Genomic DNA, 22,962 nt, shown 5'->3' with positions numbered 1-22,962 from the left:
GTATTATTTTACAAATGAAACAAATTGTTTTAATTTTCCGCTTTTGTTTCGTTCTAATTTTTCTTTTTTATGGAAAATGAATACCAAATCATTTTCTAAATAAAGTGTTATCGCTTTTTCAATTTTTTCAATTTGTTCCAAATTTAATTCGGTTTCGCTCACATATTCAATTTCAAAAGTATCTATTTTAGTTTGTTTTATCACAAATTCTTTTACGTTTCCATCGTCTTCAATAATACTTTTTGTCACATAATAGAAAGTAAGTCCGGGTGATTTTTTCCCGCTGGGTAAAATGGCAACATCATTGGTCCGGCCTATTAATTTTTTGAGAATCGGTTTTTGTAACGTGCTTTTTTCATCCAGAATTCCGATATCACCAATGTCATATCGTATGAACGGATGTGCTTTATTGAACAAAGAAGTTATGACGATACGACCCGAAGTGCCATTTGGAACCGCTTTATTACTTTCGTCCAAAATTTCCACAAACAGCGTTTCCGAATTGACTTGCCATTCTCCTGCCTTATTTTGAAAAGCAATCAAATCCAATTCCGAAGCGCCATATTCATTGACAATAGGAATGCCAAATTGCTTTTCTAAAAGGAGTTTATCTTCTTCAAAAAGCATTTCAGAAGTTACCATACATACTTTCAAAGTGGGACAAATTGTGGTTAATACGATGTTTCTCTTTTGTAAAAATTTAGCAAATAAAACAATGGAACTCGTATATCCATTGATGTAATCGAATTTTTTAGTTCGAAAATGATTCAAAAATACTTCTAAAACTTCATCCGACAAATCGAAAATAGAGAACCGAAACCGATGGCTCAAAAAATCCTTTAACCGTTCTTTTTTGTTTTCAATAAAATCCATTGGAATACCATAAAAACGCGCTTGGTAGGAAGTATTAAAATCGATCCCATACCAATCAAAACGGAATATGTTTGAAGCCCAAGTCAACGCATGACAGTATTTATCTTTGGCAAAAACAAAAGGAGTTCCGCTGGAACCGGACGTTTTATTAACGTAACTGTTTTTAGCGGAATAGCCTTCTGAAAGCCTTTCCAGTAATGGTTTTTGTAAGTTTTTCTTATTCAAAACGGGTAAATCTTCCCAGTTGGTAAAAGTTGTAATACCGACTAAATCTTTGTAAAAAGGATTGTTTTGCAAATGAAAATCGACAATTTCCACTTTTTTGTTTTCAACGAAGACTTCATGTTCTTTTTCAGAAAAGGCTACAATTTTCCGCAATTCGGCTTTAGCTTCCTTCATTGGGAAGCCATTTATTTGTAGCGATAAGTCGAATAGTCGAAACATTTTAAAGGTATATTCCATCAAAAATAATATTTACCAACAACTAATGATGGAGAACCAACAACTTTTTGAAATTTAATTATTTTTTAAGTTCAAAAGCAATTATTTTTGCACCACAACTAAACACAACTACACATGACAATTTTACTACTGGGTTCGGGCGGAAGAGAACATGCTTTTGCATGGAAAATGATTCAAAGTCCGCTTTGTGATACACTTTTTGTAGCGCCAGGAAATGCGGGAACGGCTTCTATAGCTACTAATGTTGCTATCAGTCCAACTGATTTTGAAGCTATAAAAACGTTTGTTCTTCAGGAAAAAGTAGCAATGGTTGTCGTAGGACCAGAAGATCCTCTAGTAAAAGGGATTTATGATTTCTTTCTAAACGATGCTGCACTAAGTCATATTCCTGTTATCGGTCCTTCAAAAATGGGTGCTCAGTTAGAAGGAAGTAAAGAATTTGCCAAAGAATTTCTAATCAAACATAAAATCCCAACGGCCGCTTACAATAGTTTTACTGCAGAAACGGTCGAAAAAGGATGTGAATTTCTGGAAACACTGCAACCGCCGTATGTTTTGAAAGCAGATGGTTTAGCTGCAGGAAAAGGGGTGTTGATTATTCAGGATTTGGCGGAAGCCAAAGAAGAATTAAGAAATATGCTGGTGCATCAAAAATTTGGTGAAGCTAGTTCTAAAGTGGTTATTGAAGAATTCCTGGACGGAATAGAATTAAGTTGTTTCGTCCTTACTGATGGAAAAAATTATAAAATATTGCCAACTGCCAAAGATTACAAACGCATTGGCGAAGGCGATACAGGTTTAAATACAGGCGGAATGGGAGCGGTTTCTCCAGTTCCTTATGTTGATGCTGTTTTAATGGAAAAAATAGAAACACGCATTGTAAAACCTACGATTGACGGTTTTCAAAAAGATGGAATTCCGTACAAAGGATTTGTTTTCATTGGGTTAATCAATGTCAATAACGAACCAATCGTAATTGAATACAATGTGCGAATGGGTGATCCAGAAACCGAAGTGGTTATTCCAAGATTGAAGACGGATTTAGTAGAATTATTTTTGGCTGTTGCCAATGAAAAACTAGACGAAATTAATCTGGAAATTGACGAAAGAAGCGCCACCACAATTATGGTTGTTTCTGGCGGATATCCTGAAGATTTCGAAAAAGGAAAAGTGATTTCTGGATTAGATAACATTCAAGATTCAATTGTGTTTCATGCAGGAACAAAATTAGAAAACGGAAATGTTGTTTCTAATGGCGGAAGAGTTTTAACCATAACTTCGTATGGAAATGATTTCGAAGAAGCCATAAAAAAATCTTACCAAAACATAGATAAACTACATTTTGATAAGATGTATTTTAGAAAAGATATTGGAAACGACTTAAAATAGTTTCCAATTATCGTTCACTTTTTTTTCAAATATTATTTTAAGAAAGAGTGAGCGGTAGTATCTTGCTTTTCAGTTCCGGCGTCTTCAAAAATTTTCAATTGTTTGATCCAATATACCATTGCCGAAGCACAAATAATCATGAAAATCCAATTGATTGTATTTGCAGCAAACCAAGATGATAGCTCTAATGAGCGTAAAAAGTCTAGAGGAGCAAATAAAATATTTACAAATAAGTATTCTATTCCTTCGAAAAATGATTTCATAATGTATAAGATTAATTTATTAATTGTCTTAAGGAACTTGGAATCTTAAAAAAGAGTATCTTTTTTGAACTTGGAGAGTTTCCTTTTTAAACAAGTACTATATTTACAACCACAAAAGTATAAAATATCCTTATGATAACAAGTGTTTTTAAAAAATCTACACCATTAAATTTTGCATTGGTCGTTATTTTAATGCTAGTTTTCTTTTTAATGTATCAAATTCAAGATTTATCTTGGTTCGGTTCTGCTTTTTTAATTTTTAAAAAAGCAACAACATTTATTATTTTGTTGGCATCGGTTTTCTTAATTGACTTTATTGCCCGCAGAAATGCACTTAGTAAAGACAGTAGTTATACGATTCTTTTCTACTTTTTATTTTTACTTTTTTTTCCTTCGGTACTGGATAATACAAATTTAATTATTTCTAATTTTTTTATTTTATTAGCGCTTCGAAGGTTAATTTCTTTACAATCGCTGAAAGCATCCAAAGAAAAAATATTTGATGCGTCATTATGGATTTTTCTGGCTTCTTTATTTCATTTTTGGAGTATAATATTTATTGTATTGGTTTTTATATCCATAATATTTCACGTTGCCAGAGATTATAGAAATTGGATACTACCTTTTATTGCTTTTTTTATAGCTATAATTATGTTTATGCTTTTTGCAACAGTATTTAATTTAAATGTTGTTGAATACATTCTGAAAAGTGTAAAAATAAATTTTAACATTGATTATTTTACAAATAGTTATCAAAATGGTGCTTTGTCTATTTACGCGACCGTAGCTTTATTTTTTGTAATTTCTATGTTTGCCACATTGTCAAGCCGACCACAATTGTTACATACTTCATACAAAAAAATCATTGCTTCTTTTTTTATCGGCGTACTTATTTATGTAATTTCTGCTAATAAAAGTAATGATTTATTAGTGTTTACATTTGCGCCTTTGGCCACGATGGCCACTAGTCATATCGAAGTACCACAACTTAAATTAAAACAGGAAATGGTACTTTTTGTGCTAATTGCCTGCAGCCTTTTTGCTTTTTTCAGCCAATTATAATTTCTCACCATAGGCTAAATCACCTGCATCACCCAGTCCAGGAACAATATAACTGTGTTCATTAAGCTTTTCGTCTAAAGAAGCAACCCAAAGATGACAGTTTTCCGGCAAGTGTTCTTCCAGATGTGCAATACCTTCCGGGGCAGCAATCACGACAGCGATATGTATTTCTTTTGGCTTTCCTCGTTCCATTAATTTATTGTACACCGCAACGATAGACTGACCAGTGGCAAGCATGGGATCAACTAGCACTAAATTTTTCCCGTTGATATCAGCAAGAGCTTGATATTGCACTAAAATATCAAAGTAATCATCATTATTGGGATGATGTCTAAAGGCAGAAACAAAACCATTTTCGGCGCTGTCAAAATAATTTAGAAAACCCAAATGCAATGGCAATCCGGCTCTCAGAATAGAACACAAAACCAATTGATCTTTGATCTCAGTCGTATTTTTAATGCCTAACGGTGTTTGGATTTCAATAGGCGCGTAATGCAGTTCTTTACTTAATTCATACGCCATTATTTCACCAATACGTTCAATATTTCTTCGGAAACGCATGCTGTCATTGTGGACATTCACATTCCGTATTTGTCCCAAAAAATGATTTAGGACACTGTTTCCTTCCGATAAATAATGAATTTGCATGGTTGTATTTTTGTAATTAAACTTCTAGTTATTTTTTTATGGTATAAAAGTATAAAAAGTATCTTTGTCTTTTAATATATAAAGATATGTTTTCAAAACTAGCGTACGCCGTATTCGAACAAAGTATCAAGGATTATCATCAATTTGATAATGTTGATCAGCCGATAAACAATCCTTTCCCGAAGGATAAATTTGAACATTTGTTGTATCACAAAAATTGGATTGACACCGTTCAATGGCATTTTGAGGATATCATCCGTGATCCAAATATTGATCCAGTTGCCGCTTTGACTTTGAAAAGAAGAATCGATGCTTCTAATCAGGAACGCACGGATATGGTGGAATATATTGACAGTTATTTTCTTCAAAAATACAGTCATGTTGTGGTAAAAGACCACGCAAAAATCAATTCAGAAAGTCCAGCTTGGGCTTTTGACCGATTGTCGATTTTAGCCTTGAAAATTTTTCACATGCAAGAAGAAGCTACTCGTGCAGAGGCTTCACAAGAGCATAGAGATAAATGTCAGGCGAAGTTAAATATTTTATTGGAACAAAGAACGGACTTGTCAACGGCGATTGATGATTTATTAACAGACATTGAAAACGGCGATAAATTCATGAAAGTGTACAAACAAATGAAAATGTACAACGATGATGATTTGAATCCTGTTTTGTACCAAAACAAGAAGTAAAAGATATTTTGAACATTAATTAATTGTCCAAAAAAATCCAACATATAGCCGTCATGAGACTTTCCGCAATGGGAGATGTCGCCATGACGGTTCCTGTTTTACGCACTTTTGTAAAACAGCATCCACAAGTTAAAATCACGGTTATTTCCAGACCATTTTTTAAACCCTTTTTTGAAGGAATTCCGAATCTTTCTTTTTTTGCTTTCGATGAAAAAGAACGGCACAAGGGATTTCTTGGATTGTTGCGTTTGTTCCAAGATTTGAAAGGTTTAAAAATTGATGCTTTCGCCGACTTACACAATGTTCTTCGTTCTAAAATCGTCCGAAACCTTTTTGCTTTAAGCGGAAAAAAAACAGCTTCGGTTGATAAAGGAAGAGCAGAAAAAAAAGCGTTGACGCGACCCGAAAATAAAGTTTTTAAGCAACTGCCTACGATGTTCGAAAGACATGTGAAAATATTCGAACAACTTGGTTTTACTATTGATTTATCCTCTCGAAGTGTCGGGACTTTATTTCCTGAAAAAGCAGTTTTGAGCCCGGAAATTTTAGCATTAATTGGACAAAAAAATCAAAAACTAATTGGAATCGCACCTTTTGCGCAATACGATTCTAAAGTGTATCCGTTGGATTTAATGCAGCAAGTGATAGATAAATTGGCTTTGGATACAACCAATACCATTTTACTTTTTGGCGGTGGAAAAAAGGAAATTGAACTATTAAATTCACTTTCCGCTAATAAAGAAAACGTCCTCAATATGGCGGGGAAAATTAAGTTTCAGCAGGAATTACAGCTCATTAGCAATCTTGATGTCATGCTTTCCATGGATTCCGGAAATGCACATATCGCCGCCATGCTTGGCGTAAAAGTCATCACACTTTGGGGCGCTACTCATCCGTATGCGGGGTTTTCTCCCTTTAATCAGCCTTTAGAAAATGCGTTGGTTTCTGATAGGAATCAGTTTCCTAAACTACCCACCTCAGTTTATGGAAATAAAAAAGTGGATGGTTATGAAGATGTCATGCGAACGATTTTGCCAGAAACAATAGTTTTAAGAATAAAAAAAGTTCTTTTGAACCATTAAGGAATTTAGAAAAATTAAGATTTAATTACACATCACAAGATGTTTTCAACATTTAGTTATAAAAAAAAGAGTTTGCATATTGCAAACTCTTTTTTTTAATTGAACACTGCTATTGTACGGAGAACAGTTTCCTAAACGTCATCATAATCTACATAAATAGTCTCTGATGTTGGATGTGCCTGACACGTAAGAATAAGTCCATCGGCAATTTCTTTATCGGTAAGGATGGAGTTTTTAGTCATTTCGGCAGTTCCAGAGGTAACGCGAGCCAGACAGCTGCTGCAGATTCCACCTTGGCACGAATATGGAGCATCAATGCCTTGTTTTAAAGCGGCATCAAGAACGGTTTGTTTTTGTGACATTTCGAAAGTTGTTTCCTCGTCATCCACCATGATGGTGATTTTTGAATGGCCGCCTAACGATTTTTCTATTTTATTTTCTTTGGTTGAAGAAGCAAATAATTCGAATTTAATATTAGATTCTTTTACATTATGTTCTTTCAAAACTCCGGAAACGATATTGATCATTTCTTCTGGTCCACACAAATAGAACTTATCAAATTCCAATTCCTTGTGTTTGTTATTCAGAACAAAATTCACTGTCGATTTCTCAATTCGCCCAAACAAAGCAGGATCCACTTTGGCTTGACTGTAGACATAATGAACAAAAAGACGACCTACATATTGCAGTTGCAAATCGTGCAATTCTTGGTGAAAGATGGTTTCTTCTGGCGTTTTGTTTCCGTAAACCAATACAAAAGAACTCTTTGGTTCGTTTTTCAATACTGTTTTTAGGATAGACATCACGGGTGTGATTCCGCTACCGGCAGCAAAAGCCGCGTAGTTTTTTTGTCGGTCCGCTTGCGGTTCAAAAGTGAATTTTCCTTCCGGTTTTCCTACTTCAAGAACATCGCCCGCTTTGAGTTTTGTGTTAGCAAATTGCGAGAAAGCACCGTTTGCGACCGCTTTCACAGCAATGCGTAATTCCCCGCTGTCAGGAGCTGAGCATATAGAATACGCACGACGAATTTCTTCACCGTCTAAGGTTAATTTTAGATTGATATATTGACCGGCAACAAAAGTATAATTCGCTTTTAATTCCTCAGGTACGTTAAAAAGTATTGAAACAGCGTCTTTGGTTTCGCGTTTTACTTCTTTTATGATTAATTTCAGAAAGGATGACATGATATTTTTTTTGCAAATATAGTAAACAGAATAGGTTTTTTGAATTCAAAATATTTGAAAATTTCAATACCTAAAACTATTATGTATAAGAATCTTATGTATATTTGTTTTTCAAAATGAGATTGCTTCGTGCCTCGCAATGACAAAAAAATGAAAAACTCACAATTATACAAAGGAAGTCTGAATACGATTATCATGAAATTGCTGGAGGAAAACGGCAAGATGTACGGGTACGAAATTACCCAGAAAGTAAAGGCGATTACGAAAGGCGAACTCAACATCACCGAAGGCGCTTTGTACCCGGCTTTGCACAAGCTGGAAGCCGAAGGTTTGCTGGATGTAGAAATTGAAAAGGTGGATAACCGCATGCGAAAATATTACAAACTTACGGAAAGCGGTCAGAAAGAAACCGTAAACCGACTCTCAGAACTCGAAGATTTCATTCGAAACATGCAGAGTTTAGTGAACCCAAAGCCTAATTTAGAATTTTAATTTTTTGAAGATGAAACTAACCACCGAACAAATAGCTCAAATAGAAGAAACCTTAGTTTTAAATGGTCTTGTTTATCAGGATGTCAAATTAGAATTATTAGACCACATTGCCTCAGAGATTGAGGAGAGACTGAGTAGTGAAGAAATGTCATTCGACATTGTTTTTAAAGCAGTTTTTGAGAAATGGGAACAATCGCTTGAAATTTCATCTAGCGGTAATTGGTTAGGAGCTTTTTTTAAAGCACCAAGAGTTGTAATTGAAAAATTAGTTACTTATTCTAAAATGCAAGTGGTATTTATATTAATGTCAGCTCTTGTTTTTGGTTTTGTTTTGGCTCTTATTGTTTCAAATATTCAATCACAACAAACTTTTAATAGCCTAAACTTAGGGTTAAAAGGAGCGTATTTGATATTGGTTTTAGCCACTGTTTTAAGTTTGTTTTTAATATGGTATTCTAAAATAAAAACAACTTATGGGAGGTTATTTCTTTATAGAGGTTGGCTCGTTTTTTTATTCTTTTTTCAGTTCAATATAAACATTGAACCACTAAAACATTTCGATAATAATAATTCCTTTTTATATAATTTTATTAGTTGTCTTTTAATAGGTTTCCCCTTTACTTATTCTTTTTTTCAATTATTATTGACTGTCAAACACTACAAAATAGTCAAAAAGTTAAAATTGGTGTAGTCTTATTTTCGTACAATTAAGTATTTTACTTTTCATCATTTTCAAAATAATCCCTTACAAAGCACAAACCTATTTGAAACAAACCTACCCGGAATATAAATTAGAAAATCTGTAACGTTTTCTTATTTTGACTACATATTACAAAACCAAAATAACCAAACTATGATTCAAAAATTCCTCTATCTCGAATGGAAAGCATTTTTTAGGTCAGCTTCCTTCGCAACTAATTTGGCTTTGAAAATCCTGATGGGTTTTGTCGCCGTTTATTTCATTTTAATTTTCTTAGCATTAGGAGTCGGAGCTTTTTATATTCTGAAGAAAATGAATCTGGACCCAATTGTTACCGTAAATCAATTCATGATTTACTATGTATTGATGGATTTAATTATCCGATTGCTGTTGCAAAAAATCCCGGTGATGAACATCCGCCCGATGTTAATTTTTCCCATAAAAAAATCGACAATTGTTCATTTCTCATTAGGAAAAACCGTTTTGTCCTTCTTCAATTTGGTGCACGCTTTTTTCCTGATTCCGTTTTGTGTTGTTTTGATTATCGAAGGCTATGATGTACTTTCAGTAGTGCTTTGGTACAGTGCCATTTTTTCTTTATTATTCATCAACAATTTTCTGAATATTCTATTCAATAACAAGGATAATTTATTCGCCATTTTCTTAGCAATCGCAGCTGTTTTAGGAGGATTACATTATTACGGACTTTTCAATATCACGGAAATTACAGCGCCATTTTTCAATGCTATTTTCAATACGTATTGGGCTTTTGCCATTCCAGTATTAGCTTTAATCGCGATATATTATGTTACTTTTCAGTATTTCAAAAAGAATTTATACCTCGATGCGGGATTGTCAAACAAACACGACGTTGCCAAAACGGAGGAGCTGACTTGGTTAAACCAATTTGGAACCATAGGAACCTTCTTAAAAAACGACATCAAATTAATCAAAAGAAACAAACGATCTAAAACCACTGTTGGATTGAGCGTCATGTTCCTTTTATATGGGCTTCTTTTCTTTACTAGTAGTATTGAAGCTTATAATAATCCTTTAATGCACATTTTGGGCGGGATTATAGTTTCGGGTGGATTCTTAATTACTTTCGGACAATTTGTGCCGAGTTGGGACAGCGCTTATTACCAGTTGATGATGACACAAAACATTCCGTACAAAGGCTATTTGAGTTCTAAATGGTGGCTGATGGTAATTGCTACAATTGTAACCACAACCATAGCGTCATTCTATCTCTATTTAGGGGTTCATGTTTATTTAACCATTGTCGTGGGTGCGATTTATAACATTGGAGTCAATTCTCATTTGGTTTTATTGGGTGGAGCATATACTAAAACACCAATCGATTTGAGTTCCGGGAAAGGCGCTTTTGGTGACAAAAAAGCATTCAATATAAAAACGATGTTGATTTCTATTCCACAGTTGGCTTTGCCCGTTTTACTGTATTGGCTGGGTTCAAAATATGCAAATCCAAATGTAGGCTTAGCGCTGGTAGCAGGTACAGGAGTGATTGGATTTGCATTCAAAGAGAAAGCATTTTCCGTGATTGAAAAAATCTATAAATCAGAGAAATACGCGACCATTGCGGCTTACAAACAAAAAGGATAATCCAGCGATTAACTAAATCAACAAATAACCGAATAAACTTTTTCAAAAAATGATACAAGTAAATAACCTTTCGAAAACATACAACGGAACAACCGTATTAAAAATAGATTCTTTAGAAATAAAAAAAGGCGAAAGCTTTGGATTAGTAGGCAATAACGGTGCTGGGAAAACCACTTTTTTCAGCCTATTATTGGATTTAATCCAGCCGTCCACGGGAAATATCATCAACAATGACATTCAGGTAAACACCAGTGAAAACTGGAAGCCGTTCACCGCTTCTTTCTTGGACGAGAGTTTCTTAATTGGCTACTTAACGCCCGAAGAATATTTCTATTTCATTGGCGATTTACGCGGACAAAACAAAGCCGATGTCGATGCTTTATTGGCCACACACGAAGAATTTTTCAATGGAGAAATCCTTAAAAACAAGAAATATTTGCGCGATTTATCCAAAGGAAACCAGAAAAAAGTAGGTATCATCGCTACCTTAATCGGGAATCCGGAGGTTATTATTCTGGACGAACCGTTTGCTAATTTAGACCCAACCACACAATTCCGATTAAAAAAAATTATAAAGGATTTAGCTGATAATCCGGAAGTAACCGTACTGGTTTCCAGCCACGATTTGCTGCACACCGTTGAGGTAAGTGACAGGATTGTCGCGCTGCACAAAGGCGAAGTGGTCAAAGACATTCAAACTTCTCAAGAGACTTTACAGGAATTAGAACTGTTTTTTGCGGTTTAAAATTTACGCAACAGACTCAGACAAAATTTTACCGCTAATTTGCGAATTGTATACTCCAATGCGTTTATACAATTTGTGAATTAGCGGTTTTCTTATGGCGTAACCCTGCGTCTCGTCCCAAAAGACGAGACTTCAGGTCGGGCTGTGCGCTGTATCTTTATTTTCTTAAAGAAAGAAAATAAAGGATGCCGTTTCCATCCCTTACGCACAGGCGGATTACCACAATATGATGTCATAATTTTCACGATAGCAAAAAGAAATGTATTTTTACCAGTGCATATACTAAAAAGTATATTTAATAGTTAATTGATAAAAACGTTTTCCATTGAAAATCAATATATTTAAACCATTATCCTTCATATTATTTTTTGCTTTTTTGGTAGCCTGTTCTACTAAAAAAGACACCTTTATGGCTAGGAATTCACATGCTTTAAGCACCAAATATAATATTTTATACAACGGTCAAGTAGGCTTGGATAAGGGAGTTTTGGCGGTAAATGCCAACAGCGATGATGATTTCTGGCAACTTTTACCGGTTGAAAAAATGCAAATCGTAGAAGATGTCACTTCCACTTCAAAACCTAAAAATACTGATTTTGAATTGGCAGAAACCAAAGCCACCAAAGCCATTCAAAAACATTCCATGAATATTGGCGGCAGAGAGAAAAACAGTCAAATTGACGAAGCCTATCTGATGCTTGGAAAAGCTAGATATTATGACCAACGATTTGTTCCCGCGCTCGATGCATTCAATTATATTCTGTACAAATACCCCAACAGCAGCCGAATTTATGAAGCCAAAATTTGGCGAGAGAAAACCAACATGCGTTTGGGAAATGATGCTTTGGTCATAAAAAACATCAGTAAATTATTAGAAGATCACGACGTAAAAAAACAAGTTTTTGCAGATGCAAACGCACTTTTGGCAGCTTCTTTTTTAAACATGGAGGAGAAAGACAGTGCAGTTGCTAAGATAAAACTCGCCATCGAATTCACCAAAGTAAATCAGGAAAGAGCCCGTTACCGTTTTGTTTTGGGACAACTGTATCAAGAATTGGGATACAAGGACAGTGCTGTTACTTCCTATCAAGCCGTGATTGACATGAACCGAAAAGCGGAGCGTAGATTTGTCATTCAAGCACATGCTAAAAAAGCGGAGTTGTTTGATTATCAATCGGGAGATTCAGTTTCCTTTGTAAAAACATTCAATAAATTGATTCAAGACCGGGAAAACCGTCCATACAAAGATTTGATTTTTCATCAAATGGGGGTATTTCACGACAAACAAAACAATCAGAAAACAGCATTGGATTTTTACAATGCATCATTACAAACGAATTCAAAAGATACCTATTTAGTAGCGTCAAATTATAGAAATTTAGGAAACATGTATTTTAGAAATACGGAATATCCTGCGGCAGCAAAATACTATGACAGTACTTTGGTTAAACTGAATAACAAAACAAGAGAATTTGTAAAAATCCAAAAAATAAGAAGTAACCTCGATGAGGTAATTTTGTATGAAGCGCTGGCTAAGAGAAACGACAGTATTCTAAATGTGGTTGCGATGAATCCTACAGATCGTTCGGCTTATTATGAAAAATACATTACTAAATTAAAGGAACAAGATGAGGCGAAAAGGCTTTTAGACGAAAAAAATAAAGCCAAACAGGAAAACATGAACAGGAACAATTCGATTAGTTCGATAGATCCTGTTTCCGGTCAAGATCCCACAAAATCAGTTCGAAAATCACCCATGGCTCCGCCTACTATTGCCAGTGCGGCTTCTCAATCAGCAGCGGGTAGTTTCTATTTTTATAATCCTACAACGGTTGCTTTTGGAAAAGTAGAATTCAAAAAAAATTGGGGAGAAAGAACTTTAAATGGCAACTGGAGAATCGCATCGGCAAATGCAAATACAACTGTAGTCGATTCTTTGAGTGTAAATAAACAAACTGTTGGAACGGAAGCGAACCCGAATAAAATAGTGGAGCAATACACGACTGATTATTACCTGAAACAACTTCCAACCGCCCAAATAGAATTGGACAGTATCAACAAAGAACGTAATTTGGCCTATTACCAATTGGGAATTATTTACAAGGAAAAATTCAAGGAAAATGATTTGGCTATCGCTAAATTAGAACAATTATTAAACAACAATCCTGAAGAAAAACTGGTTCTTCCGGCAATGTATAATTTGTATAAATTATATCAAATTACCGATATAAATAAAGCAGCAGCGATAAAAAATAAGATCTCAACGCAATTTCCGGATTCTCGCTACGCACAAATAATTAATAATACAAATCCAAGCGGAACTTCTCAAAACGAAACACCGGAAAGTGTTTATAATAAATGGTATAAAGCATTTCAGCAAGAACAGTTTGTTAGTGTGTTGGAAAATTCAGACGCTTTGATAAATCAGTTTTCAGGCGAGGAAATTGTATCTAAATTTGAGTTGCTTAAAGCAAATACCATTGGTAAACTAAAAGGAGTAACCGCCTACAAAAATGCATTGCAAGTGGTGGCGGATAATTATCCAAATAGTGAAGAAGGTAAAAATGCGCAAGTTATTCTGACTGAACAAATTCCTTTTTTAGAGAAAATGGAATTTAATACAGTGGAGACCAATAATTGGAAAATTCTATATATAGTAGGTAAAAAGGAAGATAATGATACAAAAGCTTTGGAAGAAAAAATAAAGAAGTTTATTAAAGAAAATAACTTTCAGGAGCTATCGTACTCTTACGATTTTTATAATGAGAAAGAAAGTTTTATTACCATTCATGGTTTAAATTCAGCAGCTTTTGCAAATAATATTGTTGCAAAGATTCAAGCTGATAAGTCCCTTGAAAGTAATCAGACCTCAATTGTGGTTTCTAATCAAAACTATAAAGTAATCCAGATTAAGAAAAGCCTTGACGCATATATAGCACTAAAAAGACAATAACTATGTTTGATAAAAAACAAAAATCCTATACTGATCTTTTGGGAAAAACCAATCGAATCGTGGAAGGGACTACCATAAAAGGCGATATCATATCGCAAGCTGATTTTAGATTGGATGGAAATTTAATCGGTAATTTTCAGTCTGGAGGAAAAATTGTCATTGGACCGGCAGGAAGTGTCGTTGGTGATATTGTATGCAAAAATGCGGATATCGAAGGAAAATTTGAAGGAAAAATTGAAGTTACAGAAGTCCTTAATGTAAAAGCGAAGGCCATCATTCATGGCGAAGTGTCTGTAGGGAAATTATCGGTGGAGCCAGGTGCTGATTTCACCGCTTCTTGTACGATGAAAACAAATATTAAAAATCAAAACTTGAATAATGGACAGTAAAACTCCAAATAAAAACAATTTCAATAAATGGTTAGTATTTTTGGGGATTCCGTTCCAAATGGGAGTTGTCATTTTCGCATTTACTTATTTTGGTATGTGGCTGGATGAAAAATATTCAGACGAATCCTCTTCTTTTTACACTATTATATTATCGTTATTGTCTGTTTTTATAGCACTTTATAACGTAATTCGCCAAGTTAAAAATATTAATAATAATAACGAATGATCAATTTTTTCTCGTTTCTGAAGTATTTAGTGCCCTTCACACTACTCTTATTTTTTGCTCAATATTATGGTTCATCGGCCTTCAGTCAAGATCATGATTTCTTTTATGCTACATGGAGTATTTACCTTTTCTTGTTTGGAACCACACTTTTAATATATGTATTGCTACTGTTTGTAAATGCCAATTTTCCGGATTTCACTGGTTTTGCTTTTCTGGGAACCACTTTCGTGAAAATGATGGCAGCTGTTGTTTTTTTGCTTCCATTGATTCAATCAGAAGGTCGAGAAACTAATTTGGATATTGCGGCTTTTTTCATCCCTTATTTCCTATTTTTGCTTTTTGAAACAGTTTTTTCGGTACGATTAATAAATAAAAGATAAGTTGCTTGAAAATAATGCAATACGATTGTAAAATTCATTTTTTAAAATCATCATTATAATTTTCAATTTTGAATTAAATATGTACCTTTGCAAAAAATTTTAAAAACGTAAAATCAGATACACAATTAATAATGGTAATTTCAAAAAAATCACTTCAATTCCTGTTAGTTACTTTTCTAGCGTGTATGCCGTTGGTTACTTTCGCAAATCCAACCGCGGATAGTCTTCAAAATCACACTGAAAACGCTGCTCCAGCTGCAGAAGCACATGGAGAAACAGGTCATTCTGCTGAAAAAGAATTCAATGCCACGGAATTGATTAATGATCACATTGGAGATTCTCATGAATTTCACATTGCGGATTATGATGGTCATCCTATTACGTTTTATCTTCCTGTGATATTGTGGACAAACAACGGATTGGAAATGTTCTCTTCTGAACAATTTCACCATGATAATGAAGGACACCATATTATTGATGTGAACGGTCAGAAATTAGTTCGTTTCAATGAGGTTATCTTTTACGCAGATAAATTTGAAACTTTAACTGAAGACCAAAGAAAAAACGGTGCTTTCGCGTTTGACGCCAGACCACTTGATTTTTCAATCACTAAGAATGTTTTCTCGATGTTGATGTCAGCACTTGTATTGTTCTTTTTGTTTCTTGCTGTAGCTCGTTCTTACAATAAAAATAAAATGGCGCCAAAAGGAATCGCTGGATTTCTAGAGCCATTAGTAATATTCGTTAGAGATGAAATTGCTATACCTAATATTGGAACAAAAAAATACGCGAAATACATGCCGTATTTATTGACTATATTTTTCTTTATCTGGATTAACAACCTTATTGGATTGATTCCGTTTTTCCCTTTCAGTTCAAATCTTACCGGAAATATCTTCTTTACATTTGTATTAGCATTGATTACTTTTATTGTAACTTCTTTCAGTGCCAATAAAGATTATTGGAAACATATTTTTATGCCTCCAGTTCCTAAAGCATTGTATCCTATTATGATTCCTGTAGAAATTATCGGAATGTTGACAAAACCTTTTGCATTAATGATTCGTTTATTCGCAAACATTACTGCAGGACATATTATCATCTTGAGTTTAGTTTCATTGATTTTTATATTCAAAACAGTAGCCGTTGCGCCTATTTCTGGAGCTTTCGTACTGTTCATGAGTGTACTAGAAATGTTGGTTGCGGCGTTGCAGGCTTATGTCTTCACGTTGTTGACAGCATTGTTTATTGGTCAGGCCGTAGCAGAGCACGATCATCATTAAAATGTGTTTTATTAATTATTAACTATATTAAATTTAGTATTATGGTATTAGCTGGAATCGGAGCTGGATTAGCTGTTATTGGTGCAGGTCTAGGTATTGGAAAAATTGGTGGTTCTGCAATGGACGCTATTGCTCGTCAACCTGAGGCTGCTGGAAAAATCCAGACTGCTATGATTATTGCTGCTGCACTTATTGAAGGTGTTGCACTTTTCGCAGTAGTTGTTGCGTTGATCGCAAAATAATTAAAGCCTAAAACTTCCTGATACGGTTGGTATCAGGGAGTTTTTATTTCTAAAACAAACTTTTAAATATAAATATATGAATTTTACAGCACCGGAGAGTTTAATTTTTTGGACCTCTATTATCTTTTTAGTTTTCTTCATCCTTTTAAGAAAATTTGCTTGGAAACCAATTCTTGGCGCAGTAAAAGGTAGAGAAGATTCAATCAATGAAGCGTTATCTTCAGCAGAAACTGCTCGTAGAGAAATGCAAAATCTTACTGCAGAAAACGAACGTATTCTTCAGGAAGCAAGATTAGAGCGTGATTCTTTATTGAAAGAAGCGCGTGAAATGAGAGAAAAAATGATCGCTGATTCTAAAGCTGATGCACAAGCAGAAGGCGCAAGAATGATTGAGCAAGCTAAAACAGCTATCTTAGCAGAAAAAAATGCAGCTATGGCTGAATTGAAATCACAAGTTTCTTCATTGTCATTGAGTATCGCTGAGAAAGTATTAAAAGATGAATTATCTAACAAAGAAGCTCAAACTAAGTTGATTGAGAATATGTTAGGTGACGTTAAATTGAACTAATTATGGCAAGTACAAGAGCAGCAATTCGTTATGCAAAAGCAATTTTGGACTTAGCAAACTCAAAAAATGTTGCCGAAGTAGTAAGCAGTGATATGAAAACTATTGCTACCACTATTAATGGGAATTTAGAATTGAGTACGTTTATTCAAAATCCTACTATTAAAGTTGCGGTGAAAGAAAATGCATTGTTAGAAATTTTTGCAGGTATCAATGGCGTAACTCAAGGGTTGTTTCATTTGTTATTTGAAAACAAAAGATTCGAAATATTAGGTGCAATTGCTACTGAATATGGTAAATTATCTGACTTAGCAAATGGGATTGAGTTAGCGCAAGTGACTACAGCTGTTCCTATGGATTCAATTTTAGAAGCTAAAGTTTTAGCAAAAATTGCTACGCTTTCAGATAAGAAAATAACATTAGAAAATATAGTAGACCCTACAATTATTGGAGGTTTTATATTGAGAATAGGGGACAAGCAGTACAATGCTTCAGTTGCCAATAGATTACAAGTATTAAAAAGAGAGTTAATCAACTAAATTCTAACAATGAAAAAAATTCTATTTTTATTTATTTTAAGTACATCGTTATTTTCTTTTGGTCAGAAAATAAAAGAAGATGATGATCAGATTTTATTTGATAATGTTGCTGTAGCGAAAGTTGAAAAGGACAAAGCAGGTACGCAATTTAAATATACTTCAATTAATAATGCCAATGCTATCATTGCAACCTTGAAGACACATAAAATTGATGCCCAAAATTCTAAAAGTTGGTTAGTTGTTACAAATCTAGATGGTACAAAAACTACAGAAGTAGATTTTGCTCTAATGTCTTTTACATTGAATTATAAAAAAGCTGTTGCAGAAATCCTTGCTAAAAAGTACAATATTTTAACGTCTAACGGTGTGGAGAATCTGGATGCTTTTTTTGCTGAAGAACGTCCAAGTATTTCAGCAGAGATTGAAAAATTGAAGGAAGCTTCTAAAGTTATTGAGAAAGACTTAGCTACTATGAACTATCAGGTTTTTCGTAAAGACAAATTGATTTTTTCTGGAGTAGTACCTAAAGATGCTTTTACAGAGAAATATAGTGCAGAACAAAACAAAGAATTTATGTCAAGAGTTGTTGCAAAATATGATGTATCTATGAAACAGAATGCATCGCCAACTCCGGTTTTAAATGTTGAAATCGCATCATTGAGTGGTAGAGTATTAGTTCAAGCTGTTGAGAGAGGCGGTAAAATGGTAGTAGCATTAGTTGAATCTGATAAAACTTTTACTTATGTTCCAACTGCAAAAATCAATAATGCGGATTTAGCTTCTTCTGAAAGTTTTGTAAAAGAATTAGTTGATATAACCTATTTGAATGGGCAAAAATATATGACTTTGATGGAGGCGGAAGTTCTTTTAGGAGCAAGACAAGCTGATAAAATGGCTAAATTTGATGCCGCTAAATTAAATTCATCTAATATTTATGATAAAATTGGGTATGCAATTGATCCAAAAGGAGAGAAATTAGAAGGGACACTTTCAATTGATTTCGAAAAAATTGTAATGAGCAGTTCATCTAATGGAATGGTTGATTTAGATGGTGTTGGAAAAATATTAAAAGTTTTAGCCAAAAACGAAAAAGGTGATCTAAGATATTACAATTATAAAGCAAAAGAGAATGTACTTTTTAGTATCGTTAATGATGATAAGTCAGAGACAAAGTATAGAGCTTTATTGGTAAAAGTTGAAGAGGTTGCAGCGCAAAAAGATAATTCTGCTCTTGACTTAGGTGCCATGGCTGGAATTTCTCTAGCTACAGCTTCATGGAAATATTTTAAAGAAGTACAAATTACAGATAAGATGAGTATTTATCAAGATATACCGTCAAATTCATACGTAATTAAAATACCAGCTCAAGAGAAAGGTTTTCAAATTTTGATTAAAAAAGGTAAAGAAGAAAAGTTTTACAGCAAATTAAAAGAATATATAGGAGAAACTATATCTAGTAGCGACATAGAAAAGATTGATTACAGTAACGTTAATGGTTTAAAAGATTTAGTTGATTTATATTCTAAATCAATATAAAAAAATAGGTAAAAATAATTATTATGGCGGAAATTAAACCTGCTGAAATTTCAGCAATATTAAGAAAGCAAGTAGAAGGTTTTGAATCTGGTGCTACACTAGAAGAAGTAGGAACCGTACTTCAAGTTGGAGATGGTATTGCTCGTATTTACGGGCTTTCTAATGTTCAATATGGAGAGTTAGTTGAATTTGACAATGGATTAGAAGCTATTGTTTTGAATCTTGAAGAAGACAATGTCGGTGTGGTACTTTTAGGACCATCTACAGGAATAAAAGAAGGTTCAACTGCAAAAAGAACACAACGTATTGCTTCTCTTAAAGTGGGAGAACAAATGGTAGGTCGTGTAGTAAACACACTTGGTTTTCCAATTGATGGAAAAGGACCAATCGGTGGAGATTTATACGAGATGCCTTTAGAAAGAAAAGCACCTGGAGTTATCTTCCGTCAGCCCGTTACTGAACCATTACAAACAGGTATCAAAGCAGTAGATGCAATGATTCCAGTAGGTCGTGGACAACGTGAGCTAGTTATTGGTGACCGTCAAACAGGTAAATCAACTGTTTGTATCGATACTATCTTAAACCAAAAAGAATTTTACGATGCTGGGAAACCGGTATTTTGTATCTATGTAGCTATTGGACAAAAGGCTTCTACTGTAGCAGGAATTGCTAAAATGTTAGAAGAAAAAGGTGCAATGGCGTATACTGTTATCGTTGCTGCAAACGCATCTGATCCAGCTCCAATGCAAGTATATGCTCCTTTCGCAGGTGCTGCAATTGGAGAATATTTTAGAGATTCAGGTCGTCCAGCTTTAATTGTTTATGATGATTTATCTAAACAAGCTGTTGCATACCGTGAGGTTTCTCTTTTATTAAGAAGACCACCGGGACGTGAAGCATATCCTGGAGATGTTTTTTACTTGCACAGTCGTTTATTAGAACGTGCTTGTAAAGTAATTGCTGATGATGGAATTGCTAGAAATATGAATGATTTACCAGATTCATTGAAATCAATTGTAAAAGGTGGTGGTTCTCTTACCGCTTTACCAATTATTGAAACTCAAGCTGGTGACGTTTCTGCCTATATCCCAACAAACGTAATTTCGATTACAGATGGTCAAATTTTCTTGGATGGAGATTTGTTTAACTCTGGTGTTCGTCCGGCAATCAACGTAGGTATTTCGGTATCTCGTGTTGGAGGAAATGCACAAATTAAATCAATGAAAAAAGTAGCAGGAACTTTAAAACTGGATCAAGCACAATTCCGTGAATTGGAAGCGTTTGCTAAATTTGGTTCTGATTTAGATGCAGTTACTTTAAACGTAATTGAAAAAGGAAAAAGAAACGTTGAAATCTTGAAACAAGGTTTGAACGATCCATATACTGTTGAAGATCAAGTTGCGATTATCTATGCTGGTTCTAAAAACTTATTGAGAAATGTTCCTGTGAACAAAGTAAGAGAATTTGAGAAAGATTTCTTGGAATTCTTAAACAACAAACACAGAGCTACTCTTGATGCGTTGAAAGCAGGAAAATTAACAGACGAAATTACAGATGTAATCGAAACTGTAGCAAAAGAATTATCAGCAAAATATAACTAAAAAAGTTTTAAATTTTAAGTAGTAAGTAGTAAGGTTTTCTTTATTACTTATTATTTAAAAATTACTACTTAATACTTACAAAACAATGGCAAATTTAAAGGAAATCCGTAATAGAATTACTTCCGTTTCATCGACGATGCAAATTACATCGGCAATGAAAATGGTTTCTGCAGCAAAGCTAAAGAAAGCACAAGATGCAATCACAGCAATGCGCCCTTATGCCGAAAAATTAACGGAATTATTGCAAAATCTTTCTGCTACACTCGAAGGTGATGCTGGTGGTGAATATACGACACAACGCGAAATCAAGAAAGTATTACTTGTTGTAGTAACTTCTAACAGAGGTTTGGCAGGTGCTTTTAATACGAATGCAATCAAAGAAGCTAAAAGCCGTGCTGAATTTTACGCAGGGAAACAAGTTGATATTTTTGCTATTGGTAAAAAAGGAAATGATGTTTTAAGCAAAACATTATCGGTTGTAGACAATCAAAGTACTGTTTTTGATGATTTGACTTTTGATAATGTGGCCAAAATTGCCGATTCACTAATGGAGAAATTCGTTGCCGGTGAATACGATAAAATTGAGTTGATTTACAACCAATTTAAAAATGCAGCTACACAAATCATTCAAACAGAACAATTTTTGCCCTTAGCGTCCCTAAAATCTGATCTTACGGTTAATCCTGGAGATTATATTTTTGAACCTTCAAAAGAGGAAATTGTGTTAACATTGATTCCAAAATCATTGAAAACACAGTTGTATAAAGGGATTCGTGATTCATTTGCTTCAGAGCACGGAGCGCGTATGACTGCGATGCACAAAGCAACTGACAATGCAACCGAATTGAGAAATCAATTGAAATTAACATACAACAAAGCACGTCAAGCTGCTATTACTAACGAAATCTTGGAGATTGTTGGTGGAGCAGAAGCGTTGAATGGGTAATATAGTATTGATTCAAAATATATTCTAAGAGCCAACACCTGTTGGCTCTTTTTTTGTTTAATTTTATAGTTTAAAATAATTCCTTAAAGAATGAATTTAGAAATTAGAGAACTCACCACAAAACAAGAAATGCTGTCGCAATATCCTGTCATGCAACATCTATATAGCAATTTTACTTTAGAAAAATACGATTCCTATCTTACGGAAATGATTCTGCATAATTACATACAAATCGCCGTTTTTGAAAAGGAGGTTTGTGTTGGACTCTCAGGATTGTGGTCAGGTATCAAACTATGGTCTGGTAAATATCTGGAAATCGACAACTTTATTGTGCATTCGGAGCATCGTAAAAAAGGCATTGGCAAAATGATGACGGATTATGTTGATGCTAAAGCAAAAGAACTGGGCTGTACCATGATTGTGCTAGATGCTTTTACCGGCAACTTTACCGCACATCGCTTTTATTACAACCAAGGATATGTACCAAAAGGATTTCATTTTCTTAAGATTTTAAACGAAGAAGGATTAAGTTAAATCGAGAATTATGAAAGGATATAAAATAATTTTTTTCGTATTCATTACTGCAATTAGCCTAAGTTTTTGTGCTATGAAACAAGAATTTCAAACGGAGTTCCCTCAAGAAATAGAGTCGTTTTTTTATCAGAAAATAAAAAAAGGTACGCAAAGCATTGTAATCAATTTTTATATCGAATTCAAAAAACCGCTTGCTGCAAACATCAAATTGGAGAAAATCTACTTTCACAATCAAGAATCTCCCGTTCAAGAAATTACACCAAAAGACTTTAAATCTTCATTTTTACAAAGCAATAAAAAAGAAGATTTGATTATGGATAAAAATCCTGCCAAAGAATATGGCAATAAAGCACCGGTCGTTCAAAAATCTAAATTTGATTTAAAATCCAATGAAGCAGTTTTGGAATATACTAAAGACGGTAAAACCCTTTTTTATAAAATATCGAATGTCCTAGAAAAACCCTTGCGATAATTTTTTGCAATTGAAAAGCTTTTGTAATTGATTTTTCTCTTTCAAAACAAACATTCACATCAGCGGTTTAAACCAAAGAAT

At 34.1% G+C, this 22,962-nt stretch carries 25 protein-coding genes; 21 read left to right on the top strand and 4 right to left on the bottom strand.

Annotation, left to right across the window (positions count from 1 at the left end):
• Positions 1–3: 3 nt before the first annotated feature.
• Entirely contained in the window at positions 4–1,317 is a 1,314-nt protein-coding gene (locus tag G7A72_RS09100) for a phenylacetate--CoA ligase family protein (protein ID WP_165152240.1), read from the bottom strand.
• Positions 1,318–1,449: 132 nt separating this feature from the next.
• On the opposite strand from G7A72_RS09100, the gene purD reads away from it, so the two are divergent.
• Positions 1,450–2,724, top strand: a complete 1,275-nt coding sequence (gene purD, locus G7A72_RS09095) for a phosphoribosylamine--glycine ligase (RefSeq protein ID WP_165152239.1) — start codon at positions 1,450–1,452, stop codon at positions 2,722–2,724.
• Between the two features lie 32 nt (positions 2,725–2,756).
• Here the strand turns inward: purD and G7A72_RS09090 are convergent, their stop codons facing one another.
• On the bottom strand, positions 2,757–2,987 hold the full coding sequence (locus G7A72_RS09090; protein WP_113664732.1) for a uracil phosphoribosyltransferase: 231 nt from the start codon (positions 2,985–2,987) through the stop codon (positions 2,757–2,759).
• A 132-nt stretch (positions 2,988–3,119) separates the two neighbouring features.
• Between G7A72_RS09090 and G7A72_RS09085 the strand changes: the two genes are divergently transcribed.
• Positions 3,120–4,049: a DUF6427 family protein gene (locus G7A72_RS09085; protein ID WP_165152238.1), complete on the top strand. Its 930-nt coding sequence runs from the start codon at positions 3,120–3,122 to the stop codon at positions 4,047–4,049.
• Here the strand turns inward: G7A72_RS09085 and upp are convergent.
• Positions 4,044–4,697: a uracil phosphoribosyltransferase gene (gene upp, locus G7A72_RS09080; protein ID WP_165152237.1), complete on the bottom strand. Its 654-nt coding sequence runs from the start codon at positions 4,695–4,697 to the stop codon at positions 4,044–4,046. The genes G7A72_RS09085 and upp overlap by 6 nt on opposite strands.
• Positions 4,698–4,783: 86 nt before the next feature.
• Here upp and G7A72_RS09075 point away from each other — a divergent pair, with 86 nt between their 5' ends.
• Together G7A72_RS09075 and G7A72_RS09070 are read left to right on the top strand one after the other, a co-directional pair.
• Positions 4,784–5,389 carry a DUF4254 domain-containing protein gene (locus G7A72_RS09075; RefSeq protein ID WP_165152236.1) on the top strand — a complete coding sequence of 202 codons (606 nt, stop codon included), beginning with the start codon at positions 4,784–4,786 and terminating at the stop codon, positions 5,387–5,389.
• A gap of 53 nt (positions 5,390–5,442) precedes the next feature.
• Positions 5,443–6,471 carry a glycosyltransferase family 9 protein gene (locus G7A72_RS09070; protein ID WP_165152235.1) on the top strand — a complete coding sequence of 343 codons (1,029 nt, stop codon included), beginning with the start codon at positions 5,443–5,445 and terminating at the stop codon, positions 6,469–6,471.
• A 131-nt stretch (positions 6,472–6,602) separates the two neighbouring features.
• Here the strand turns inward: G7A72_RS09070 and G7A72_RS09065 are convergent, their stop codons facing one another.
• Positions 6,603–7,655 (bottom strand): ferredoxin--NADP reductase, encoded by a 1,053-nt coding sequence (locus tag G7A72_RS09065; RefSeq protein ID WP_165152234.1) that lies wholly within the window; start codon positions 7,653–7,655, stop codon positions 6,603–6,605.
• Positions 7,656–7,805: 150 nt separating this feature from the next.
• Between G7A72_RS09065 and G7A72_RS09060 the strand changes: the two genes are divergently transcribed.
• The 17 genes from G7A72_RS09060 (at position 7,806) to G7A72_RS08980 (ending at position 22,881) form a co-directional block, all read left to right on the top strand.
• Positions 7,806–8,147: a PadR family transcriptional regulator gene (locus G7A72_RS09060; protein ID WP_165152233.1), complete on the top strand. Its 342-nt coding sequence runs from the start codon at positions 7,806–7,808 to the stop codon at positions 8,145–8,147.
• Positions 8,148–8,157: 10 nt separating this feature from the next.
• Entirely contained in the window at positions 8,158–8,838 is a 681-nt protein-coding gene (locus tag G7A72_RS09055) for a hypothetical protein (RefSeq protein WP_165150932.1), read from the top strand.
• Positions 8,839–9,000: 162 nt separating this feature from the next.
• A complete protein-coding gene (locus G7A72_RS09050; RefSeq protein WP_165152232.1) occupies positions 9,001–10,470 on the top strand; it encodes a DUF5687 family protein in 1,470 nt (489 codons plus the stop codon).
• Positions 10,471–10,519: 49 nt separating this feature from the next.
• Complete coding sequence (locus G7A72_RS09045) at positions 10,520–11,215, top strand: ABC transporter ATP-binding protein (protein WP_113664739.1); 696 nt, start codon at positions 10,520–10,522, stop codon at positions 11,213–11,215.
• 325 nt (positions 11,216–11,540) lie between these two features.
• Positions 11,541–14,168, top strand: a complete 2,628-nt coding sequence (locus G7A72_RS09040; protein ID WP_165152231.1) for a tetratricopeptide repeat protein — start codon at positions 11,541–11,543, stop codon at positions 14,166–14,168.
• Between the two features lie 2 nt (positions 14,169–14,170).
• Positions 14,171–14,557 (top strand): polymer-forming cytoskeletal protein, encoded by a 387-nt coding sequence (locus G7A72_RS09035; RefSeq protein WP_113664741.1) that lies wholly within the window; start codon positions 14,171–14,173, stop codon positions 14,555–14,557.
• Positions 14,547–14,783: an AtpZ/AtpI family protein gene (locus G7A72_RS09030; protein ID WP_113664742.1), complete on the top strand. Its 237-nt coding sequence runs from the start codon at positions 14,547–14,549 to the stop codon at positions 14,781–14,783. The genes G7A72_RS09035 and G7A72_RS09030 overlap by 11 nt, the downstream gene beginning before the upstream one ends.
• Positions 14,780–15,163 carry a hypothetical protein gene (locus tag G7A72_RS09025; protein WP_113664743.1) on the top strand — a complete coding sequence of 128 codons (384 nt, stop codon included), beginning with the start codon at positions 14,780–14,782 and terminating at the stop codon, positions 15,161–15,163. Before G7A72_RS09030 ends, G7A72_RS09025 begins: the two co-directional genes overlap by 4 nt.
• Positions 15,164–15,294: 131 nt before the next feature.
• Positions 15,295–16,446, top strand: coding sequence for a F0F1 ATP synthase subunit A (gene atpB, locus G7A72_RS09020; RefSeq protein WP_165152230.1), 1,152 nt, complete (start codon positions 15,295–15,297; stop codon positions 16,444–16,446).
• 41 nt (positions 16,447–16,487) lie between these two features.
• On the top strand, positions 16,488–16,688 hold the full coding sequence (gene atpE, locus G7A72_RS09015; protein ID WP_031453874.1) for an ATP synthase F0 subunit C: 201 nt from the start codon (positions 16,488–16,490) through the stop codon (positions 16,686–16,688).
• A 76-nt stretch (positions 16,689–16,764) separates the two neighbouring features.
• Positions 16,765–17,256 carry a F0F1 ATP synthase subunit B gene (locus G7A72_RS09010; protein WP_113664745.1) on the top strand — a complete coding sequence of 164 codons (492 nt, stop codon included), beginning with the start codon at positions 16,765–16,767 and terminating at the stop codon, positions 17,254–17,256.
• Between the two features lie 2 nt (positions 17,257–17,258).
• Complete coding sequence (gene atpH, locus G7A72_RS09005) at positions 17,259–17,792, top strand: ATP synthase F1 subunit delta (RefSeq protein ID WP_165152229.1); 534 nt, start codon at positions 17,259–17,261, stop codon at positions 17,790–17,792.
• Positions 17,793–17,801: 9 nt separating this feature from the next.
• A complete protein-coding gene (locus G7A72_RS09000; protein ID WP_165152228.1) occupies positions 17,802–19,328 on the top strand; it encodes a hypothetical protein in 1,527 nt (508 codons plus the stop codon).
• 23 nt (positions 19,329–19,351) lie between these two features.
• A complete protein-coding gene (atpA, locus tag G7A72_RS08995; RefSeq protein ID WP_113664748.1) occupies positions 19,352–20,929 on the top strand; it encodes a F0F1 ATP synthase subunit alpha in 1,578 nt (525 codons plus the stop codon).
• Positions 20,930–21,014: 85 nt separating this feature from the next.
• Positions 21,015–21,875, top strand: a complete 861-nt coding sequence (gene atpG, locus G7A72_RS08990) for an ATP synthase F1 subunit gamma (RefSeq protein WP_113664749.1) — start codon at positions 21,015–21,017, stop codon at positions 21,873–21,875.
• A gap of 90 nt (positions 21,876–21,965) precedes the next feature.
• Positions 21,966–22,409 carry a GNAT family N-acetyltransferase gene (locus G7A72_RS08985; protein ID WP_165152227.1) on the top strand — a complete coding sequence of 148 codons (444 nt, stop codon included), beginning with the start codon at positions 21,966–21,968 and terminating at the stop codon, positions 22,407–22,409.
• A gap of 73 nt (positions 22,410–22,482) precedes the next feature.
• On the top strand, positions 22,483–22,881 hold the full coding sequence (locus G7A72_RS08980; protein WP_165152226.1) for a hypothetical protein: 399 nt from the start codon (positions 22,483–22,485) through the stop codon (positions 22,879–22,881).
• Positions 22,882–22,962 lie beyond the last annotated feature (81 nt).

Origin of the sequence: Flavobacterium sp. Sr18, from assembly GCF_011064265.1 — a bacterium.
Taxonomy (GTDB): Bacteria; Bacteroidota; Bacteroidia; order Flavobacteriales; family Flavobacteriaceae; genus Flavobacterium; species Flavobacterium petrolei.
Note: the sequence above shows the minus strand (reverse complement) of the source record. Positions and strands in the feature narration are given on the sequence as shown.

What these genes read in the sequence shown, in the direction of transcription:
- G7A72_RS09100 (WP_165152240.1), bottom strand. Translation starts at nt 1,317, where the DNA reads ATGTTTCGACTATTCGACTTATCGCTACAAATAAATGGCTTCCCAATG.
- purD (WP_165152239.1), top strand. Translation starts at nt 1,450, where the DNA reads ATGACAATTTTACTACTGGGTTCGGGCGGAAGAGAACATGCTTTTGCA.
- G7A72_RS09090 (WP_113664732.1), bottom strand. Translation starts at nt 2,987, where the DNA reads ATGAAATCATTTTTCGAAGGAATAGAATACTTATTTGTAAATATTTTA.
- G7A72_RS09085 (WP_165152238.1), top strand. Translation starts at nt 3,120, where the DNA reads ATGATAACAAGTGTTTTTAAAAAATCTACACCATTAAATTTTGCATTG.
- upp (WP_165152237.1), bottom strand. Translation starts at nt 4,697, where the DNA reads ATGCAAATTCATTATTTATCGGAAGGAAACAGTGTCCTAAATCATTTT.
- G7A72_RS09075 (WP_165152236.1), top strand. Translation starts at nt 4,784, where the DNA reads ATGTTTTCAAAACTAGCGTACGCCGTATTCGAACAAAGTATCAAGGAT.
- G7A72_RS09070 (WP_165152235.1), top strand. Translation starts at nt 5,443, where the DNA reads ATGAGACTTTCCGCAATGGGAGATGTCGCCATGACGGTTCCTGTTTTA.
- G7A72_RS09065 (WP_165152234.1), bottom strand. Translation starts at nt 7,655, where the DNA reads ATGTCATCCTTTCTGAAATTAATCATAAAAGAAGTAAAACGCGAAACC.
- G7A72_RS09060 (WP_165152233.1), top strand. Translation starts at nt 7,806, where the DNA reads ATGAAAAACTCACAATTATACAAAGGAAGTCTGAATACGATTATCATG.
- G7A72_RS09055 (WP_165150932.1), top strand. Translation starts at nt 8,158, where the DNA reads ATGAAACTAACCACCGAACAAATAGCTCAAATAGAAGAAACCTTAGTT.
- G7A72_RS09050 (WP_165152232.1), top strand. Translation starts at nt 9,001, where the DNA reads ATGATTCAAAAATTCCTCTATCTCGAATGGAAAGCATTTTTTAGGTCA.
- G7A72_RS09045 (WP_113664739.1), top strand. Translation starts at nt 10,520, where the DNA reads ATGATACAAGTAAATAACCTTTCGAAAACATACAACGGAACAACCGTA.
- G7A72_RS09035 (WP_113664741.1), top strand. Translation starts at nt 14,171, where the DNA reads ATGTTTGATAAAAAACAAAAATCCTATACTGATCTTTTGGGAAAAACC.
- G7A72_RS09030 (WP_113664742.1), top strand. Translation starts at nt 14,547, where the DNA reads ATGGACAGTAAAACTCCAAATAAAAACAATTTCAATAAATGGTTAGTA.
- G7A72_RS09025 (WP_113664743.1), top strand. Translation starts at nt 14,780, where the DNA reads ATGATCAATTTTTTCTCGTTTCTGAAGTATTTAGTGCCCTTCACACTA.
- atpB (WP_165152230.1), top strand. Translation starts at nt 15,295, where the DNA reads ATGGTAATTTCAAAAAAATCACTTCAATTCCTGTTAGTTACTTTTCTA.
- atpE (WP_031453874.1), top strand. Translation starts at nt 16,488, where the DNA reads ATGGTATTAGCTGGAATCGGAGCTGGATTAGCTGTTATTGGTGCAGGT.
- G7A72_RS09010 (WP_113664745.1), top strand. Translation starts at nt 16,765, where the DNA reads ATGAATTTTACAGCACCGGAGAGTTTAATTTTTTGGACCTCTATTATC.
- atpH (WP_165152229.1), top strand. Translation starts at nt 17,259, where the DNA reads ATGGCAAGTACAAGAGCAGCAATTCGTTATGCAAAAGCAATTTTGGAC.
- G7A72_RS09000 (WP_165152228.1), top strand. Translation starts at nt 17,802, where the DNA reads ATGAAAAAAATTCTATTTTTATTTATTTTAAGTACATCGTTATTTTCT.
- atpA (WP_113664748.1), top strand. Translation starts at nt 19,352, where the DNA reads ATGGCGGAAATTAAACCTGCTGAAATTTCAGCAATATTAAGAAAGCAA.
- atpG (WP_113664749.1), top strand. Translation starts at nt 21,015, where the DNA reads ATGGCAAATTTAAAGGAAATCCGTAATAGAATTACTTCCGTTTCATCG.
- G7A72_RS08985 (WP_165152227.1), top strand. Translation starts at nt 21,966, where the DNA reads ATGAATTTAGAAATTAGAGAACTCACCACAAAACAAGAAATGCTGTCG.
- G7A72_RS08980 (WP_165152226.1), top strand. Translation starts at nt 22,483, where the DNA reads ATGAAACAAGAATTTCAAACGGAGTTCCCTCAAGAAATAGAGTCGTTT.